We start from the raw sequence: 20,268 nt of genomic DNA, 5'->3' as shown, positions 1-20,268 counted from the left end.
GTTTCATGATGATATAATTGCCACATAATCAATATCCCAACTCACTTCTTTATCTATTGTCACGGTTATATTTTGCAACCCGTTCAAATTAAGAGAATTTTTGTGAAGTGGCCACGTGTAAAGAGTTCTGCAGGCTGTTAATGGCCATATGTCAGGAAGGTTGGCATGGGGAATTCGATGGAAATAATCTGTATGCTCAGGTGGCTTGACCATCAAGCTGAATCCATCGATGTATTTATCGTTCACAAGCACTTCAACTTTGGCTCCGTAATGAGCAGAATGAAGTCCGCCGAAAAATCGGAGGCACCCTATCACTAGATAACCTTTCTGATAGTTATCCAAATATTCCGAGTCTATTTGTATGCTCCATGTTCCGGTTGTTCTTCCTGCATTCTTTTTATTCCTGATTTCACCTGCTCCTAGAATTACAGTCATATCACCTGAAAACCACGTCTTTGAGCATCCGTTCAATTTATTTAGAGTGGATGCTACACCGCTTTTCAGTGCAACTGCCTTTCCTTCAGCGATGAAAGCTTTCCATGGATAAATCTCACATTTATTGCCTGTGGTTATTTTCGAATTATTCAGTTTTTCATCAAACAGTTTTTCTAATTTTTCATAGAAAGATTCTTCAAAATTATTATGAAATCGTTTTCTGATGTAATCGGTAACTTTTGTTAAATCGTCTTCGACATAAGTTTTTCCAGGCACACGAAAAGGGAATACACTTTTTACTGTATGCGATCCTTCTTCGCGAATGTTGAGCGTCACGGGGGCGGATGCTGGTTCTACTAAAATTCCGCAAAGCTGCTTCGATATACCATCTTCATAATTAATGCAAAATATGTCTTTTATGAGGGTGTCGGGACTGATGGATGGCATGACCAGTTTATTTAGCACCTCTGTGTTGCATGGATACAAAGAAGGCCTAAAGGGAATTCCTATGCGAGCGTGATTTCCCGATCCCAGTGAAAATCTATCCATAATCATTCGCTGAAAAGAGTCGAAATCACCTCCTCGTACTTCGAGTTCACAATCGATTCCAGCAATTTGCAAGGGACCTATTTCTGGGCAAGCGAGTGGCTCTCCCATTTGAAAACAACGAGGCTTTTGAGTGTGCTCTTTGTATTTCTCGGTGCATATTTCTTGGTGTTTCCGGTCAACAATCCTTCCTTTTTTTTCGGCAACACCAATTATCAGCAGCCCTCCACTGGTATTTGCAAAGCCAATTATTGTTTCGAGTATGCGTAACGATAAAGCATCATTGAGAAGATTTTTTTTGTCACTCGAACAAAAAGGACAAAGCGCCAGGGCCGTGTCATAGGCAAAGGAAGCCTTGTATTCAAGAATTATGCTTTCTGTCTGGTTTTTTCCCTCTTTGAAAAATGCTTTTGTTTCATTCTTAATTTGTTGCGTAAGATCTAGCGCTAGCTCAAATTCCCTGTTTTTCAAAGTAGATTTCCTCGAAATGTTGACGAAATTCAATCGTTCAGGATCAGCAATTCAGAATCAGCAAAGGTGGCTTCTCCGGTTTGGATTCCACTCCAAATGGCGATGAGCCCGTATATCAGTACCATTGCCTTGCTAGTGGGACTATTCAGAATTTCCCGAAATCCTTGGATGACGAAGAGCTTACGGCTTTCGCCAAGCTACTCACGTTAAAGCATGAAAATTTGCGAGCTTCGGTAACCAAGCTGTAAGCAAGCAGATGCCCCTCCTTTTTTCAACGACTTTTATACTCGTTCGGCAAAAAACAACTTCACGTCACGTCAGTCGCCTTCCATCTGGTCATTAGGGAATATGGAAAATGAAGCCCTGTTTCGATTATTTCCTGTAATAACAGGCAAATGTATGCCTGTAGGCTGTCTTCGAATATCGGTTCGCCAAAAAACGAAAAATATTTGAGAAAATAGTCCCATATTCACGCTGAGGAACGACAAAAAAAATACAGGCGATTCTCCTGCGAAAGGAACTCGTGTAAAAAACTCAATTTTATCAAAAGGAGACAGGATCAATGAAAAAAAAGTATGTTGGTAGCAATAATTGTATGTTTATCGTTGTTGGTTTGCTTTGCACGTCATTATTGGCAGGATGCACAGAAGGAGCGTTATATGCAACGCAGATGGCTATTGGAGGGCTCCAATATGCCGGAGCTGCAGCTGGTATAGCTAGCAACATAAGTGAATCGGATAAGAAAAAAGCTGAAGAATATTATAAAAAGGCTACATCTTATTATAATAATAATCAGTACACAATGGCTGAAGAAAGTATCAATGAATCAATAAAGTTATGGAGCGACCATAATGATTATCATGTATTGTTGGGTCAAATATATTTCAAAATGTATTTCGATAAGGACAAAGATGATGTTTATTTAGTCAAGGCTCATGATAAATTTAAACATGTTCTTGATAACGGAAATGAAAAAAATTCAAAGATTTTGTCGATCATGTCAAGAACTTCCAGGCTTATGGGTAATTATGAAGATGCTGTTCAATACGCTGAAAGAGCTATCAATATAGATGGAAGGCAAGGAGAGTTGTTATGCGACCTTGGAGCAGCTAAATTAGCCCAGGATAAATATGCCGAATCAGCTGTTTTGCTGCGAGAATCTTTATCAAAGTTAAATGAATCGACTGACCGTGGCCAGATGGCGTATGTCAATTTTATGTTAGGTTATATATCATTAATAAACGATGAGAATATGGATGATGCAAAAAAATATCTTGACAAATCAGTATCATATCATCCTGAGCATGGAAAATATGTCACCAACGCCTACGCGTGGTTCTATGCTACCACAAAAAGCGACAAATTGAGAAATCCAAAGAAATCACTCGAATTGATGGAGAGTATAAAAAATGAGAAGAAAGAATATTATTTTCTTAACACACTTGCTGCTGCATATGCAGAGAATGGTAATTTCGATAAAGCTGTAATGAATAAACAAGAATCATGCACTATGAAAAAAACAGGAGACAATAAAGACTGTGATGACATCCTGAATTATTACAAATCTGGGAAAACCTATGCAAAATACAAACTGGAAAAAAAAGATACAACCAATTGATCTAATCTAACAGGCTTAAACTTAAACGTTACGAACCAGGCAAGCGGGGATATCAAACCTCGCTTGCCTGTCTTTTTACAGGAAAGTCCGATGCTGAATAGCTCGCGCTAACCTTGCCTCGTGCTATAATCTCGTCTATTATGACGGAATTTCATAGGATTCTTTTGTTGATCACTTCTTCAAAAAAGAGAGGCGTTTATGCCCGCTATTGCCTTTCCCTTGCCCGCCGACGTTTATGCCCCGTGGATGGAAGCCGATCTTCGGCAATTCCTTGGCAGCAGAAAATCCGAAGACAAGCACTTCGAGTGCAAAGCGTTTCTTCATTACGCCCCCGATTGGGAGGATAAGTGTAAAGACCTCAAAGCAAAAGATACCGAGAAAGCCCCCTATCACAGCAGTAAACCCGCCAATAGTATTCTTGCTTACCGGGTTATTGAAAGCATCATCGCCTTTGCCAACGCCGAGGGAGGGCTATTACTCCTTGGTGTTGCGGAAACGAAGCAAAGCCACGAGAATCCAGGTTCCGTCAGCATCCCCGTCGCCTCATTGATTGGCGATGACACAGAAATGCATTTCGAGATTACCGGTGTTGAACCCGACAGGATCGGCTTGGTAAACGGTCGAATCGATGAAGACAATTACATACGACAACTGCAGGATATCCTTTTCCCCAAAGTCAACGAAAAGCATTCGTATCTAGAGAAGAAGTTAGTTCCCTCCAAAGATGGAAATAAGCAGATAATCCAGCAGAACATTGCCGTCGAATTTGTCGGGACTTATGTGGAGACCCTTGTTCCGGTAATCAAGCTGATTCCCTGCCGCATGGCGGATGAGCGCGTACTGACGGTGGCCGCTTTGATCGTCGTGCCCTCATCCGATGTGGTTGTTGTTACCGAGACTATAAAAAACGATTTTGTAGTGAAGGTTCCCATTCGTCTCGCATTCAACAACAACGGTAATTTTGATCGGGAGAAAGCTTTTGATTACCTGCGCCAGTGCGAGCGCAGAAAAAGCAGCCAAGCTGTGTTACTGAAGTTAAACAGAATAGAAGCCTTGTTGGCCAACGACAATGCAACTCTTTTCCGTCCGGTACGGCCGCCCGAGGAACTAGTGCCGCAACTTCTTCGGGATGCTTTAGAAAACTTTGTGCCGCCGGTTAGCGACGGGTTTGATCTGGGTGGCCTGATCCGTCAAGCCATTGCCGACGGCCACCATGTCTATCTTCAGGGGGCAAGCGGAATGGGCAAGAGCCTGCTCATGGCTCGCACCTTTCTCGACTGCGCCATGGAAGATCCCTGCTGTTATTATGCCATCGATCGCACCCAGGGTCGAGATCGGTACGCCACCGAGGCCGTGCTGATCGGCTTGCGCCGCCAAATCCAGGAACAGGCGGGGCTGCCCGCTGTCGATAGGCCACCGTTCCGCGAGGGGGCGGCAACCTGTGTACTGGAATTGGAGTATCTCCAGGCGGTGATCAAAGCCTTGCGGGAAAAGATGGAGGACCGCAGGTTGATTCTCTTTGTCGACGGCCTGGACGAGAATCTGGACGAACAGCAGGAAAAAGACCACTCCCTGGTGCAGGCATTGCTGCAGTTGATCCATATGGGTCAAGGTCAGGTGGCCTGGGTATTGAGCAGTCAGCCGCGGTCTTCTTTGCAACGACTGCACAGCGATTGCCAATTAATTGCACTCGACGGTCTTGATCAGGCCGAGGCGGTACGCCTGTTCGGCTGGCAATTGCCCGTCCATCTGCTCGATGCCCAGCCGCACCTAATCGATGAGGCGCTGCAGCGATCTCGACTGGACAGCGGTCTGCACGATCCCGAGATGCTCATGTTGCTTGGCCGCGCTCTCAATAACAAACTGGCCGGCGTGGCAGCAACGGTTGATGCCGCCACTTGGCAAGAATTGCCCGACAGTCCCAGTGAAAAATTCTCCTGGCTCTTTGCCCAACACACTGATCCGGGCCGCCTCCGTGATGTCTTTGGGCTGCGCCGGGGTGAGCAAGCATGGCAGCGGTTCACCAGTGCTATTCCCTATACTACTTTTCTCACCGATTTGCTTTGTCTGCTGGCTGCAATCCACCGACCCATTCCCCTGGTCATCCTCCAATGGGTTCTAGAACTGGAAGATCCTGATTCCAAAGAAGATTTCCGCGGCCGCAAAAAACAGGCCTTTCAGGCCTACCCGCCCGGACTCCTCGAACATAACGAGAGCCTGACTATCCGTCTGGCGCTCGCTGATCTGCAACATACCATCAAGCTGGTACAGGTGGAGGGAGAGGGGTTTTCCTTCAGTAAGGTAGCTCACAAGAGAGCCTTTATTAATTTTATGCGTCAAGAGGATATAGATGCCACTAAATCTAGATTGAAATCGTTAGCCAAAGAGGAACTTTACGCCCTCCGTTCAGACAATCTAGATAAACGGCATAGTTATCTCTATCAAGAACTAATATATCTTATTTTATTTGCTGGCGAATCCGCAGGTATATATTTTGATCAGCTTTTACAGTCTGATTTTTTTCCTGAGTGGATGCAAAAAGTAGCTTTCCATATAGCGGACACTACATGGCTTTCTGATTGGTTAGATGTGACCATCCTTATTAAATATGAACATAAATTCGGAAGAATATCTACTGAGCGACTTGCTCCATTGAACCGATTCCTCCAAGATTGGCGACTGCACTTGGAAAAAAATCCTCAAATGCTGGCGGAGATGCTTCGCGCCTGTCCAGCACTTTGCACGTTTTGGCCCCAGTTACAAACTAGAAAAAACCTCCTAATTCCCAATAATGGTTATGGAAATAGGGTTCAAGGCCATTCAAATGAGATAACTTGCATGGTTGCTCTTCCTGGTAACCGCTTTGCTTCCGGGAGTAAAGACACAACTCTCCGTATCTGGGATGTGCAAACGGGTGACTGCCTGATTTTTAATGTAGATGATGAAATAAATTGCTTAGCCTTGTTGCCCGACGGTTACTTAGCTTCTGGGGGCAAAGATGTAACTCTCCGTATCTGGAACACGGAGACTGGTAATAGTTGGAGCTTAGAAGGACATGAGGCGCCAGTAACTAGCTTAGCTGTACTTCACGACGGTAGTCTAGTTTCTGCGAGCGACGATAAAACCATCCGCATCTGGGATATAGAAACAGGTCGGCACCGTATGATTGCGACGTGTAATAATAGCATTGCAATGCTTGTTGTGTCGAGCGAAGGTATTCTTTATTCGGTTGAAAACAACACATTACATAGGTGGAATTTAGAAACCGGTAGTAGCGATGTTATGCATGAGAATTGTCATTATCTTGCTTCCTTGCCCGACAACCAGTTTGTTTTAGTTTTTAGAGAAGGACCTGGAGAATTCGCCTTGGAATTATTAGACATGAACACAAAAAGATCTCAATTTTTTAGGGGGAATTCTACTAGAATAACTTGTTTTGCTGCCTTGCCTGACAACCGTCACTTCGCTTCATCTGGAAACCTAAACGAAACCATCCGCATTTGGAATGTAGAGACGGGAAACGTTCAAATTTACAAAGAGGATAAAGGTCGTATAACTTCTTTGGTTGCCCTTCCTGATGGACGCCACATCGCTTCAGGGGACCGGCACGGAACCATCCGCATTTGGAATGTGGCATCGGGCGAAAATCGTGTTATGGATGGGGTTCAGGGACTTAAAATCAAGCTAATGGACGTAATGCCCAATGGCGACCTCGTATTTTCTGATTATTCCAATCAAATTGGAACCTATGATGGGCAAACTAGGACTGTTAAAATAATAGGGCAAAGTGAAGAATTGATTTATGGCATAGCCGCTCTAAATGATGGGCGCGTTGCCACTTTGGAATTTTTAAATGATTGGATTCATATTTGGGACATGCAGGCTGGAAGCAATTGGATAGTCTCTGATTTGGACAGGGACGGCGGAGCTTTCATTAAGGAACTAGTCGTGCTTCCTGACGGTCGGCTAGCATGTGGGGGTGAGTCATATAATACAATAAAAATATGGGATATTACCTCTGGCAAATGTGATTACTTGAACTTTTTAAACAATCCAGAACCTATACCTGGAGCTATAGGGTTCGAAAAATTGATAATTTTACCAAACGGCCTGCTGGCAGCTGTTTGCAATTTATATGGACGAGAAAATGAACCGACTTCAAATGCTATCTGTGTCTGGGATGTAGAAAGTGGAGAAGGAAAAATTCTAGGATATTCAGAAAACCCTGTTATATACTTAGCTGTGCTCTCCGACGGACGGTTGATGTCTGGCATTGGAGACAATACTATTCGTATCTGGGATGTGCAGTCTGGTTCGAGCAGGGTCTTGGAGACCCCTCTAGATCATATCGCGGATGTGGCCGAGTTGCCAAATGATAGCTTGGCATCTATAGATTATTTTAATAAGACTATTTATATTTTGAATATGGAACCAGGTAAAGAAGGACAAGTGCTGAAAACTGGTTTTCTTGAGAATAAACCACTCTGTTTGGCCTATTCCCCACAACGTCATTTGCTCTACGTAAAATCTATTAATAATATGACCGTTTTTCCTGTTGTAGATTCAATTGGTTAACTTCCTGTAACGGATAGAATGTCGGTGTAAGGAAGGAAAAATCGCTAAAGGCTTGTCTCAACTATGATATCGTATACCGATTGACAGTTGAAACAGGTGGTCAGCATTAACTGTCCCCTCCATCAAAACCGTCACAGATTGTTTCGATGCAACCATTCAGTCAAGATACAACAGAACCCTTCCGCTACACATCTTTCGTCATAGCTGCTCACAATCCCTGCCAGGCCGGGTCTTGTTCAGCCAACCGACGCAGGCATCCTTGCCAGAAATTCCGCACCTGCTGACGGCTAGCTCCAGCAACAGTCGGCCGGTTGACCACATGCACCTCAATGCTCTCGTACAGACTCGGGATCTGGCAGACCTGATTGTTCTCCTGTTTCACCAGACTGCGGCTGTCCCTCCGATAAAAAGAGAGGTTTTCGGAATTCTGCAGCATATCGGACACAACGATCATCCGCTCGGGCTGTTTATTTGACCCTTTGAGGGCAATGATGCTTTCCAGGATCGGCGATTGGGGTGCCACACCGGGCTGGAGCAGTTTAGCCAGGGCTGTCTCGAGAGGGGCCTGGAACTGTTCATCGAACCGTTGTTGTACCATGCGGGGGTTCTGGTAGAGGTTGTTAGCCTGGTTGCCCCGGCCGGGGTTGCACATATCAAACACAGGGGTTGGCGAATAGGTACCGGTTTCGTCAAGCACGAAGATGGAGAGACGCTCGTTGGTAGCGAGCTGTTCCTTGATGCGGCGGATCAGGGCGGCGAGCCGTTGCTGGTCCTGCTTGTTCCAAGGGTCGGTTTTGTCGATCAGCACATTGAGTCGCGGATAGTCGCCGTCGTTGCGGCAGAGCTTGTCGTGGTCGTACTGGTCCGATGAGGCCTTGAGCCAATACACCGCCACGAACAGGGAAAGAAAAATGGTCACGACTCCAGCAAGAATGCCAATACCCTGTTTGTCTTTCCTGGTCATTTCACACCTCCTGGTTGATGATACTGATCTCTTTCTCGGCCTTGGTGCTCACATCTTCGGCTAAACGGTCCATGCGTTCGATCAGGGAAGCAGCGCTTCCTGCCAGGGCAGTCTGAACCATGGCCGCATGCCTGCGGTTTTGTTCCAGTAGCCCGGAGGAGGTATCCTTGACCGCTTTGAACTGATCCAGTTGCCGGTGGAATTTCTCCACCTCGATCAGCCTTTTCACCTTGGGCATGGTGGCAAAGGAGGCCGGATCGGCATCGGTGCGGATCTGACGGTTAGCCGTGCGGTATTTACTGATTGCGGCATTGACGATCTCGTCGACCTGGTTGTAGACATTGCTGAAATGATCGACCACCGAAGTCGCCCCGGTGTACAGATCGCTGGTTCTTGCATGGTTATGCTCATGCTGTTGCAAGCGTTCAGCGACCTGCTTTTCCGCCTGATGAATGCTGTCGGCCATGCGATCCCGCACTTCCTTCTCCTTTGCCTCGTAGGCCAGGCGTTTCTGCTGGTATTTGCGATCCTCTTCGCCGAAGCCTGGATAACGGTCGTCAAATTTGAAGCCATCAATGATGGTAACGATGGAGATGAACCATCCGATAACCAGCACCAGCACGCTGTCCAACGATTGCAGACCCAACGGATCAGCCATACATTTGGCCACGGCACCGGTGAGCGCCCTGGAGGCATCCACGGCAAGCATGTCGCGGTAGTGGGCCACTACCAGATGGTAGGCGAAGATTCCAATGCACCAGCAGATGAAAGCGAGTACTCCAAATACCTTTCGCAGCCAGTTGATGTGGCATATGTTGGGCAGTGCAAAGCGGCCGACGTAAAAGGACACCCCGACATTGCAGACGGAAATGATGAAAGCCTGGGAAAAGCCTCCCAATAGGCCCAGTTGGCTGCCGGCGGCAAAGAAGTACATGTTGGCTACGCACTCGCACAGAACGCAGAAGGCAAGCACTGCGAAGTTGAACCAACGGCTTTCCGGATAGGAGGCGAGCCGTTCCAAGCGGTTTTTGGCCTTGAACAGCTTGAAATAGCGAAGTTGCTGCCGCTCTTCCACCCGCAGTCGCTGCAACTCGGGTTGCACTTGGAGGAGGTAGTGCTGGAACTCCTTGTCCGCCGATGCTGTTAAATCGGAGAAGGTGTCTTCCCTGGTCACGGCGGTTTCCTGGATCTTCCGATCGATGTCGGTCATTTCCTTGTTGGCGTGATCGTTCACGTTCGCAAGGTATTCCTCGGCCTGATAGATGACACGATTCTCTGTTTCCGCCCGATCCGTATAACCTGCGGGTGGATAGTTCTGGCTGCCGTCCTGGAGGCCGTTTGCTTTCGGTTGGGTGGCCTGCTCGACCTTATCGAGGGAGAGGTTCGGGATAACCTGCCAGGTCTTGCATCCGGGAGCCTGTTTGTATCCTAAGATGGACTTGTCATTCTTCATATGGCTACCTCCAGTTTGAGTGTGCTTGGTGACTGTGGGCTTGCTGTCAGTTGTTGAGTCGCAAGACTGATCGAAGATGTGACAATTTTTTCGAAACAATCCATATAAGGGGAGACCGTCCATTACAAAAAAAATATTGGGATGCGAAGACCATTGTTTTGGTGCTTTGTAGCAAGAATGAAAAGGATCGTTACGGGGCGAACGATCAGCGAATTGATGGGCCAGCGAAAGAATCAGGAAGCAGTGTGCTTCGTTTGTTCGCGTTCCTGAAGAATGGGAAAATTCGGCTTCTGTTCCCAGGCGCCGTCCGCCCGGCCCGCCTTGCGGCAGGCAGTGGGTTCTGCTGTTAATCAACAATGTATGCCGCACCGCCCTGATTGAAGTGTTGGTACTGGATAAGTCGTTTGCGGGTTACGAATCGTGACAGATTTTTTCGATTATCTGTTGTTGGATAAGAATGTTGAACGGTTGGTGGAAGCAATCAACAACGCACCAGAAGAAAGGCAATCACCATAGCCAAGGCTACGTCACCCAACTGCATGGAGGTGGATCCCTTAAATCGTCGGCCATAATCTCCTAGTGCAACGTGACCTTGCATCGGACGATTTTTTTTGAATCGAGGCAAAAGAGGCAAACAGCCTGGAAGATGGCTCTTTAGAGAAATCAGAGAACGCCGCTTCTTTCCAAACAACCAATATCCTCTTACCAAATCGCATTGTTGGAAAAAATGAAGTCCATTGCAGCTGGAAACTTTTCCAGAGGATGCCAGCAGTTAAATTCGTCTTAAATACAACCGCTTGAGCGTCTCTTCTCCCGTCATTACCAGGTGAATATTGTTTCAGTCTTCCTCTGAAACGCCCCCAATTTTCCTATTCCACTGCCCCAAAACGATGTCACGCTGCGGGTGCGATGTCATCACCCCTGAAAAAAGAAGAGAGACCGATTGGAACGGTCGCCTTTTCCATTCTCACCAGGGAGATGATCACGCATGCAGTCTATCATTTTGTCACTCGCCAGTCGGTACGCCCTTTCCACCGCCGAAGTCATTCAGGAAGTTGAATCTGCCTTTGCTCTGTTCCTTTCCCAGTTGCACCGACAGGAAGTCATGGTCTTCCTCCGGGAGGAGATGCGCCTGGTGATCGTCGCTTACAGTACAAAAGATGGGCTCCCTGTTCAAAAGATCCTCGATCTTCCCGCCGTCCTCTCCCGCAATCAATTCATGTCCTTCCTGGAGGACCACCTGGCCACGGCCGCAGTCATCAAGCAGGTCCGCCAGCTCAAGGGGTTTGAGAGGCGCCTGCTTTGGGGCGAGGTGATACGTAACAAGGCCGGTGACCATCTCCTGGTTGAAACCGAGATCATTCCGGACGAACCAATCATCGCCACCTGTCCCCTCAACCGGATCGGCCTGCATGAACGGTATGCCGGCCGCTTTCAACCCGGACATCGCCGGGCCTTTCATCTGCGCCGGATCGAACCGGTGCTGGTGAACGGCACCCCTCGCACCAAAGTCGTCCTGGACCGTGTCTCCAAGACCCTGGCCGAAAATCTGCTCCGCCATCATCTGGGCGATGCGGATCATCGGTTTCACTTCCGTTGCCTAAAACGATACGTCGGTCACAAGAGCATTGTTCTGACCACAAAAAGGATTCCACGCGAGGTGATTATCGCCGTGGACCGGGAACTGCGGGAACGGATCGAGGTCCGGATCGTCAAGGCCTTGCCATGAAATCACCAGAACAGGCAGAGCCGAAGGTGCCCTGGACCCATATCGGACAAGGCGTGCATCTCGAACATCCGCAGACGGTCATGGACTTGGGCTTCCCCGACAGCCATCGTAAGGGTCATTTTTGGTGCTTCGGCACGACTCGCGTTGGCAAGACCCGGATCATGGAGCACATCATCGAGCAGGATATCTGCAAAGGCTATTCGGTGGTGGCCATTGATCCCAAGGGCGATATCGAGCTGTTCTCCAAGATCACCCAACTGGCCCATGAGACCGACCGGCTCGACGACCTGATGCTGATCACCCCGATCTTTCCCCAGTACAGCGCCATCCTCGACCCCTTGTCCTCCTACTACATGCCCGAGGAACTGGTGGCCCATATCACCGCCGGGGTGGCCATCGGCCGAGAACCCTATTTTTTCGGTGTGGCCTACGAGGTCAGCCTGGTGGTGGTTCAGGCGCTCATTCTACTGGCCGAGCAGGCTGGAACAAAGCCAACATTTAACCTCAATGACATCAAGAACCACATCAGCCATCAGGACCTGGAGCAGTTGAAGGAGAAGATCGATTATATCGACAATCCGGAGGCCAAACAGCTCTCCCTGGACATTCAGAAGATCCTCTCGACTCCGGCGGACTACTATTCCAAGGTGGCCAGCTCGCTGCGGGTGGCGCTCACCGAGTTGACCTCGGGCAATGTCGGCAAGATCATCGGTAAGGCCGACGAAAACCGATTCATTCAACGGCTGGAGGAAGGCAAGGGCATCATCCTGGTGGTGCAGTTGGGCTCACTGTTGACCAAGCGGGCGGCCTATACCGCTGGCAAGGTGATCATCTCCATGATCCAGGCCTTTGTCGGGAGGGTCTATTCCTCGGGCAGGAATGTGACGCCGTCTTTGGTGCTCCATATCGACGAGGCCCAGTCGGTGCTCTACCAGGGGATCGAGGATCTCTTTGCCAAGGCCGGCGGGGCCGGGGTGTTCATCCACGGCTACTGTCAATCGATCAGCCAATTGTATGCCGAGGTGGGCGAGGATCGGGCCAACACCATCCTCGACAACTGCAACACCAAGTTGTTCATGCGGGTGCCGGATCCCAGCACCGCCAACTACGTCTCCGAGCACTTGGGCGAAGAGAAGCGGTTTTCCCCGATCATCTCCCTGGGGGGCAATATTGCCATCCGCGAGACCGAAGAGGTGCGGATCAAGCCGAGCGAGATCCTCAAGATGAAACCCCGCGAACTCTTCCTCATCACCTACTCCGGCACCTACAAGGGGGTGACTGCCGACGTCGAGAAAGGCAGGCTCAAGGTGGTCTTCCCGGATCTGGCCGGGGAGACGATCATCAAAGACAAGCCGAAGAGCGGTTGATGCTGGGCATCTGGCCGATGGTCATCCTGGGGGGTGCGCTGGTGCTGGTCGGCGTGGCCGGCGTCCTGGTGCTGCGAAGTGAGGAGCAGGAACCCTCGCTCCTGGAACAGATGACCCTGAGCGCCCTCTCGCAGCGGTGGGTCCGGCCCAAAACCTCCACCCGGATAGAGGGGGTGAAGCATATCTCGGAGCTGGCCCATCTCTGGCGGAACGAGCAGGTGATCGCTGAAGGGATTGAGAAGGTTGAGCTGGTACACCCGCGTTCCCGCTCCTTTGCCGGCCAGTTGCGGACCTGGTCCTTTTTCAACCAGGCACCCGGGCAGCGGGCGGTGTGCTTGGAGATTGTTCGCCTGCTCGACCGTGAGGGGCAGTGCCCTTCGGTGGTCGATGTCCAGGGGGATGTGGAAGCCGCCTGGGAGCAGAACACCTATCGGATTCTGGCCAAGACCACCCTGCTCGACCATTCCCTCAACGTAGCCCAACAGGTGGTCAAACTGCTCTCGGACCATCAGGCCTGGCATGTGATTCCGGATACCATGGTGGCCGCCCTGGGTCATGACCTGGGCAAGCTCAAATCAGCGCGGGGTTCGCTCTATGCCCTGGGCGAACATCCCCTGGCCGCCGGCGCCATTGTCTCGGCTCTCCCTGGATTCAAGGAACTCTCCCGCAAGGAGGACATCCTTCGGGCCATAAAGCTGCACCACAAGCTGCCCGAGGGTCTGCTGGGCAAGACCCTTAAGAAAGCCGATCAACAGGCCCGGCAACAGGAGTTGGAGCGGTGGGTGGAAGTGAAGGCAACCGAGGAAATTAAGGAGTCGCACGAGGAGGCAGCAACAGAGAAGCCGACGCACCCGTCAACCCGGGAAGCGGTGCAACGGGTGCAGGCGGACATCTACGGCGAGACCATCGATCCTGCGCCAAGCCGGGAAGAGGTGGCACCGCCCCAGCGGATGGACATCTCAGCCTGGTTCGATGCCGCCGGCTATCTGGCCATGCTCAAACCCTACATCAACCGGGTTGAGGGACGGCGGTTTCTGGCCTTCACCATGGCCGATGGCCTGGTCTATTTCCAGGTCAAGGCCCTGGAAGAGGTGGCCCGTAAGCAGGCCCAAGAGGCCGGCTGCATGGAAATCGCCACCATGGCTCAGGATGATCCCACCATGCGGCAGGTGCTGTTCACCGTTGTTCAGCACCTGCGCCAGGAGCACGAGGTCATTGCGACCGGTTTGATCAAGGCCGCCTATTTCGGCGGGTATTTCATGGTGACCAGGAAGCACAGTAAGGAGATGCGGGGATACTACACGCCCTTCCATGCCGAGGCCTTTGGTTCCATTGCTGAGATGGAACGGGCCAAGCCGGACCTGCTCCGCGACATCCTCAAGGTCAGTCCCCATACCGGCAGCGACCAGGTGAGCTGATGGCCAAGGAACGGGAAGCCAAAGGGGCAAACGACACCAATGCCCAGATCATCACCACCGATAGCGGCCGGATCTACAAGCCGGTAAACCTGCTCAGTGCCATCTCCGAGATCCAGCAGTTCTATGTGATCGAGAGCAAGGGGCAGAACATTCCGGCCGAGTTCCTTACCCTGGAGCGGACCATCGATTTCTTCAAGATCGGCCTAAAAAGCGGATTCAACGAGGGCATTGCCCTGGTGCTGCTGTTTCCGGTGTTCCACTTTTACCTGTTCCCCTTTGTCTTCCTCCATCTCGACTGGTTTAGCCATCTGCTGTTCGGCTGCATCCCCTATCTGCCCCTGATCATCAACACCCTGATGTGCAGCTACATTAGCCGCTACTTTGTCGGCAACATCACCCGCAAGGCGGTCAACTCTCTGCTCACCGGCCGGGCACTCTCCCTGCTGCTCAAGGCTTTTCTGGTCTATGTCATCTATCTGGTCCTGTTCCGTCTGAGCACCCCGGAGAATATTGGCCGACTGGCGAGCCAATTCGGTGCAAAGGCTCACGAAATATACCACGGCTTCTTTGCCATCAAGCCGCACCTGGTGCCCCTGGCCACCAAGAGCAGCCTGCTCATGGTGCTGGCGGCGGTGTTTCCCTACGGATCGGTCTATCTGCTTGACTGCTGGCATCGCCACCGGGTCAAGCGCAACATACAGCGTATTTCTGCTTAACCAGCATGGCTGGTCCACATTGGCCGGCCACACCGAATACAAGGTCCGTTCCCCGGCATGGTATCGCCGCCGGAACCAACACTTTCATATCAACCATCACTGGAGGTTCAACCATGGAACACGAAGAGAAAAAACAGCGTCCCTCTTGGCAGGAGATTGAGGAGAGGAAGATCAATCTGGTCAAGGAAAAAGGCTCCCGGGTCATGCGGGTCAACTCGCCGATTGGCTCAACCATGTTCAGCATCCTGCGGCAGTTTGACATGGCCTATGCCAATTTCAAGGGAAGGCTGGGAGAGATGGGCGGCATCACTTACGAGGAAGGTGCTGCTTTGATGGAAGAGGGACGAGAAATCGTGATGGCCTTCTCTGATTTCACCGCACGGCTCAGTCGAAAGGTCAAGTTCCGCTACTATCCCCCCGACGAAATCAAAGATTATTTAAAACTGCTTGCAGACCAGGAGAAGAACGAAGAGAATTCGGGAGGCGAAAAAAGTTCGGCCTCGGCCGATGCATGACCCACCAAGGCAATTGCACTTTGCCTTGGTGGGCAAGGTCTCCTGTCTCGCAAGCCATGAAAAGGTTTTTCTAATTCCCATCTACATGGAGCAATCATGAACAAAACCGAGTTGATCGACAAGGTCGCCAAGGAAAGCGCCTTGAGTAAATCAGCCGCCGAGCAGGTGGTGAACAGCGTCTTTTCTGCCATCGCAGAGGCGATGAAGACCGGTGACAAGGTCACCTTGGTCGGATTTGGCACATTCTCTACCTCCGAACGTGCCGCTCGGGAAGGACGGAATCCGAAATCGGGGGAGACGATCACCATCCCCGCCAAAATGGTGGTGAAGTTCAAGGCGGGGAGCAAGTTGATTGATAGCGTTAAATAAAAATTATTGGCCTAACTGTTCGATTCGGTCAATCGCTCTCAATTTATGGTCATCAAGAAGGTGGGTATACCTTTGCACCATTTGCATCGTGCTGTGACCTAGGATGTCAGCAAGAGTGCGCAAATCAACTCCAGCCATCAGCAAATAACTGGCAGCGGTATGCCTTAAATCATGCATGTGAAAATCTTCGATGCTTGCTTTTTTCACAGCATTATCAAAAGATCTTCGAAAAAAGAGGTTTGGCCGTCTTAGAATAGTTTCAGAACAATTGGAAGGAAGAAAAACAAACTGTTTTCCATCGTATTGTTCCGGCATTATATCAAGGAGCAGTTCAACAGCTTTCACCGTCAAAGGAACTCTACGTGGTTTAGTTTTTGTAATGGTCAGATCAATGATCCTTGCGTCAACATCTATTTGTTTCCATGTCAAACCTGCTCCTTCAGAAGGTCTCATTCCAGTATGAAGAAGCAGTTGAAGATAATGAAATAATTTACTGTTTCGACTTTTCTTTGAGACTTCAAGCAAATGCCTTGCCTCATCTTTACTGAGAAGTCGCAATCTGCTATCAGGTTTGGCGGGCTTGCGAATAGTGGCAACCGGATTCTTTATATCTAAAGCCCATTCTGCATTTGCAATCGTGTAAAGATGCGACAACAAGGCAAGATCTTTTTGAACAGTCGATGGTCCCACGGTCTTTAGCCGCTTATCACGAAAAGAGGCAACCAGTGCCGATGTAATCTCTTTTAATTTTAATCCGGCAAAGGCCTCCCTCAACCGATTGGCAGATGTTATTTCACGGGCTTTTGTATTGGGCCTTTTTCGGCTAGAAATTTCTAATTCGTAACGATCGAGCGCTGAAGAAAAGGTCACATCCTCTGGCAAGACTTCATTCACACTCCCCCCAGATCGAATAATTACCTCCGTTTCCTCTACCCAACGTTGAGCGTCTGACAGGCGATCAAAGGTCTGTGAAAGACAGGGATGACCTTGTAGCCTGACCTCCGCCTTATACACCGTACCTTTCTTTCTTTTTCGCTTTGTGATAGTGGCCATTTTTTGGGCGCAATTTTGGGCGCAATTTTTAGCAAAACACTGCTCATTCAAGTCAAAATAAGCTAAGCGCAGCTAAAATGCAATCAAAAAGAAAAGGCCAAAAGCTCTGTATTATTGAGCTTTTGGCCTTTGATTATTGGTGCTCCAGGCAGGATTCGAACCTGCGGCACCAGGATTAGGAATCCTGAGCTCTATCCACCTGAGCTACTGGAGCGTTTTTAAATTTTCCCTTCCCGGTCAAGAGCATTCCCAGCATTTATAATGCCACTGATCAACGCCCTGTTTAGGGCGAAGAAAATACTCAGTTAACCATTCCCTTGCAAGCACTTCTTGCTCGATCCTCGTCCAAACGCCGCATCAGGCCGATTCGCCGTCGGCAAGAGCATTGTTTCTGTTGAAAGCGTCCTCGCTGTAACCGAAGTTGACGATGCAATTACGGCCGACCTTCGCCCCGGCAGGAATTTTAGCCTCCTTTCCAACCAAAGAGATACCTGTATAGAGGTGTTTGGGAAACTGTTTATTGGCTAAGGTTAAATTGTCGCCCTGCCCGACCACGGCTCCCGGCCCGACCTGAGCACGTTTGTCCAGAATCGCCAGATCAACCACCGCATTTTCCTCAATGACGCCATCTTCAAAAATGACCGAATTGGTCACTACCGCCCCCTTTTTTACCCGAACTCCAGGGGAAAGGACGGAATTAATCACCGTGCCCTCGATAACGGAACCGGAGGAGATCATCGACGAGGCCACCTTGCTGCCGGGCAGGAATCGTGCCGGAGCATAGTCCATGGGGCGGCCGCTGTATTCAGGATTGGGCCGGATTTCCCACTCTTCCGGCGAGATGCCGGAATTTTCCCGGATGATGTCCATATTGGTTTCCCAATACGATTGAATCGTGCCGACATCACGCCAATATCCGTAGAACGGGTAGGCATAGACCCGGTCCTCGTTGATGGCCCGCGGAATGATGTCCATACCGAAATCGACCTCCTTTCGGTCGAGTCCCAAGGTGCGAAGCAAATACTTGGTGTCAAAGACATAAATGCCCATGGAGGCAAGATTGGTCCTCGGCACCTTGGGTTTCTCCTCCCAGTCGACAATCCGATTTTCGTGGTCGATAATCCCGGCGCCGAATTGGTGGATATCGCGTTTGGGCACGACCATCATGCCGATGGTCACATCCGCCTTTTTATGCTGGTGATAGGAGAGCATGGCGTCAAAATCCATGTGATAAATGTGGTCGCCGGAGAGTATCACCACCTGTTCCGATGGGTTGGCAAGGATGAAATCGATATTCTGGCGGATAGCGTCCGCAGTCCCCTTGTACCAGTCAGAATCGCGTTCTCCCGTCCGAGGCGGCAGGATCTTGATTCCTCGCGTCCGGCCGGTGAAATCCCAGGCCGCGCCATCGCCGATATGGGCCATGAGCGACAGGGGCTTGTACTGGGTGAGCACCCCCACTCGAGTCAGGCCGGAATTCATTACATTGGACAAGCTGAAATCGATGATTCGATAAATACCACCGAACGGGACCGCCGGCTTGGCTCGGTGTTCCACCAAGAGATTCAACCGGCTACCGATCCCGCCGGCCAAGAGGAGAACGAGGGCATCACCGCTTTCTCTCATTGCAGTTCCTCCCCGTCGTCAAGTTTATCCTTGGGCCATTTTTCCGCCGCGATCCGTGGGGCCACCCGGCAGCCGCAACCGATATGAAAGCCCTCCGGCACGTTGTTGTTCCAGCCAATAACGCTGACCCGGCTCGGTTTTTCGCAAATCGGAGCACCGACCCGGACGTTGCGGTTAAATATCGTGTTGACGTCACTGACCACCCGGTTAAGGCGAACGCCCTGATGGACAGTGTTATCGAAAAAGAGGATAGAGTCATTGACCTCAGCCCCGGCCATGACCCGGACACCGGGGAAGAGGATCGAGTTGCGCACTGTTCCCTCGATGATGCAGCCGTTGTAGGCCATGGAATTGTCCAAGCTGCCGTGTACGCCGATCTTCACCGGCTGCCGGTCGGCAATATTGCGATGGGCCAGATTGGTGCGGATCCCCCAGGCCTCGAGATCGATCTTGGGTTCTGGTCCGAGGAGATCCATTGAGGTCTGCCAGTACTCGTCGATGGTCTTGGTATAGCCCCAGTAGCCCCGGAACTTATAGCCATGCACCTTATATTTTTCACGCATCATCATGGGGATGATGTCACGGCCAAATTCATAGGAGGTATTTTCCTGGTTCTTTTTCAGGACCTCAAAAAGGACCGAGGGGCGAAAACAGAACACCGTAAGCGAGGCCCACTGTCCCTTGGGAGCCGCCGGCTTCTCCTCGTAGGAGAGCATGCGGCCACCGTCGTCGAAGTCGTTGGCGATCTCCGCCACCCCGAAGCGTGAGGCCGATTCCAGCGGCACCTTGATGAAGGCAGCGGTCAGATCGGCGTCCTGTTCGTTATGGTAGCGAATCATCTTGCGGTAATCCATCTGGTAGATATGGTCACCGGAAAGAATGAGGATCACCGAAGGCCCATAATACTGCATATAATCGATATTTTGATAGACCGCGTCGGCAGAACCCCGATACCAATGGGGATTATCGTAATCCTTAAAGGGCGGCAGGATGGAAATGCCTCGATTACGGCCGATCATGTCCCAGGCAGCGCCGGTGCCGATGTGGTTGATCAGGGAGTAGGAGCGGTACTGGCTGAGAATGGCGATACGCTCGATGCCGGAGTGAAGCAGATTGGAAAGGGGAAAATCAATCACCCGGGCAAAGCCGCCGAAGGGAACCGCAGATTTTGGCCGGTAATGAGTCAGCACACCCAGTTCATCGACGCGGCCACCTGCCAGGATCATTGCCAAGGTCGGGGGTTTGTACATAGAACACCGTGCAGATGGAGTATCGGCGCCCGTCCCTCTGGGGCAGAGGCTTGCCTCAAGGCGCCATAAGGAGAAGAGGTCTGCCTCGCATAATATGCCTAACCCCTTAAAAGGTGCAAGCAATATCTCACACGCTCATGGCAAAACCGGCAGTCCGGAAAGA

General features: G+C 50.3%; 14 protein-coding genes and 1 tRNA gene. 8 read left to right on the top strand and 7 right to left on the bottom strand.

Going from position 1 to position 20,268, the window contains the following annotated elements; genetic code table 11:
* Positions 1 to 3 precede the first annotated feature (3 nt).
* Positions 4 to 1,452, bottom strand: coding sequence for an ATP-binding protein (locus tag ACHZCX_RS14210; protein WP_319587870.1), 1,449 nt, complete (start codon positions 1,450 to 1,452; stop codon positions 4 to 6).
* A 562-nt stretch (positions 1,453 to 2,014) separates the two neighbouring features.
* Between ACHZCX_RS14210 and ACHZCX_RS14205 the strand changes: the two genes are divergently transcribed.
* Both ACHZCX_RS14205 and ACHZCX_RS14200 read left to right on the top strand, forming a co-directional pair.
* Positions 2,015 to 3,070, top strand: a complete 1,056-nt coding sequence (locus tag ACHZCX_RS14205) for a tetratricopeptide repeat protein (RefSeq protein ID WP_319587869.1) — start codon at positions 2,015 to 2,017, stop codon at positions 3,068 to 3,070.
* Between the two features lie 198 nt (positions 3,071 to 3,268).
* Positions 3,269 to 7,645, top strand: coding sequence for an NACHT domain-containing protein (locus ACHZCX_RS14200; RefSeq protein WP_319587868.1), 4,377 nt, complete (start codon positions 3,269 to 3,271; stop codon positions 7,643 to 7,645).
* Between the two features lie 208 nt (positions 7,646 to 7,853).
* Here ACHZCX_RS14200 and ACHZCX_RS14195 read toward each other — a convergent pair whose 3' ends face one another.
* Together ACHZCX_RS14195 and ACHZCX_RS14190 are read right to left on the bottom strand one after the other, a co-directional pair.
* Positions 7,854 to 8,609: a hypothetical protein gene (locus tag ACHZCX_RS14195; protein WP_319587867.1), complete on the bottom strand. Its 756-nt coding sequence runs from the start codon at positions 8,607 to 8,609 to the stop codon at positions 7,854 to 7,856.
* 1 nt (position 8,610) lies between these two features.
* A complete protein-coding gene (locus tag ACHZCX_RS14190) occupies positions 8,611 to 10,062 on the bottom strand; it encodes a hypothetical protein (protein ID WP_319587866.1) in 1,452 nt (483 codons plus the stop codon).
* A gap of 988 nt (positions 10,063 to 11,050) precedes the next feature.
* Between ACHZCX_RS14190 and ACHZCX_RS14185 the strand changes: the two genes are divergently transcribed.
* The 6 genes from ACHZCX_RS14185 (at position 11,051) to ACHZCX_RS14160 (ending at position 16,176) form a co-directional block, all read left to right on the top strand.
* Complete coding sequence (locus ACHZCX_RS14185; protein ID WP_319587865.1) at positions 11,051 to 11,791, top strand: hypothetical protein; 741 nt, start codon at positions 11,051 to 11,053, stop codon at positions 11,789 to 11,791.
* Positions 11,788 to 13,158 carry a TraM recognition domain-containing protein gene (locus ACHZCX_RS14180; protein ID WP_319587864.1) on the top strand — a complete coding sequence of 457 codons (1,371 nt, stop codon included), beginning with the start codon at positions 11,788 to 11,790 and terminating at the stop codon, positions 13,156 to 13,158. Before ACHZCX_RS14185 ends, ACHZCX_RS14180 begins: the two co-directional genes overlap by 4 nt.
* Entirely contained in the window at positions 13,158 to 14,576 is a 1,419-nt protein-coding gene (locus ACHZCX_RS14175; protein ID WP_319587863.1) for an HD domain-containing protein, read from the top strand. The genes ACHZCX_RS14180 and ACHZCX_RS14175 overlap by 1 nt, the downstream gene beginning before the upstream one ends.
* Positions 14,576 to 15,292 carry a hypothetical protein gene (locus tag ACHZCX_RS14170; protein WP_319587862.1) on the top strand — a complete coding sequence of 239 codons (717 nt, stop codon included), beginning with the start codon at positions 14,576 to 14,578 and terminating at the stop codon, positions 15,290 to 15,292. Before ACHZCX_RS14175 ends, ACHZCX_RS14170 begins: the two co-directional genes overlap by 1 nt.
* A 113-nt stretch (positions 15,293 to 15,405) precedes the next feature.
* Positions 15,406 to 15,807, top strand: coding sequence for a recombinase (locus tag ACHZCX_RS14165; protein ID WP_319587861.1), 402 nt, complete (start codon positions 15,406 to 15,408; stop codon positions 15,805 to 15,807).
* A 96-nt stretch (positions 15,808 to 15,903) separates the two neighbouring features.
* The gene (locus ACHZCX_RS14160) at positions 15,904 to 16,176 is read left to right on the top strand and encodes an HU family DNA-binding protein (protein ID WP_319587860.1); all 273 of its coding nucleotides are present in this window, start codon (positions 15,904 to 15,906) and stop codon (positions 16,174 to 16,176) included.
* 3 nt (positions 16,177 to 16,179) lie between these two features.
* On the opposite strand, the gene ACHZCX_RS14155 is transcribed toward ACHZCX_RS14160, so the two are convergent.
* From ACHZCX_RS14155 to ACHZCX_RS14140, 4 genes are all read right to left on the bottom strand, one after another.
* Positions 16,180 to 17,229 carry a site-specific integrase gene (locus ACHZCX_RS14155; RefSeq protein ID WP_319587859.1) on the bottom strand — a complete coding sequence of 350 codons (1,050 nt, stop codon included), beginning with the start codon at positions 17,227 to 17,229 and terminating at the stop codon, positions 16,180 to 16,182.
* Between the two features lie 137 nt (positions 17,230 to 17,366).
* Positions 17,367 to 17,443: transfer RNA gene (locus ACHZCX_RS14150), tRNA-Arg, on the bottom strand.
* A 143-nt stretch (positions 17,444 to 17,586) separates the two neighbouring features.
* On the bottom strand, positions 17,587 to 18,855 hold the full coding sequence (locus tag ACHZCX_RS14145) for a sugar phosphate nucleotidyltransferase (protein ID WP_319587858.1): 1,269 nt from the start codon (positions 18,853 to 18,855) through the stop codon (positions 17,587 to 17,589).
* The gene (locus tag ACHZCX_RS14140; protein WP_319587857.1) at positions 18,852 to 20,105 is read right to left on the bottom strand and encodes a sugar phosphate nucleotidyltransferase; all 1,254 of its coding nucleotides are present in this window, start codon (positions 20,103 to 20,105) and stop codon (positions 18,852 to 18,854) included. The genes ACHZCX_RS14145 and ACHZCX_RS14140 overlap by 4 nt, the downstream gene beginning before the upstream one ends.
* Positions 20,106 to 20,268 lie beyond the last annotated feature (163 nt).

Source organism: uncultured Desulfobulbus sp. (assembly GCF_963662935.2).
Taxonomy (GTDB): domain Bacteria; phylum Desulfobacterota; class Desulfobulbia; order Desulfobulbales; family Desulfobulbaceae; genus Desulfobulbus.
The sequence above is the reverse complement of the archived record's forward strand: the minus strand, read 5'-3'. Positions and strand labels throughout refer to the sequence as shown.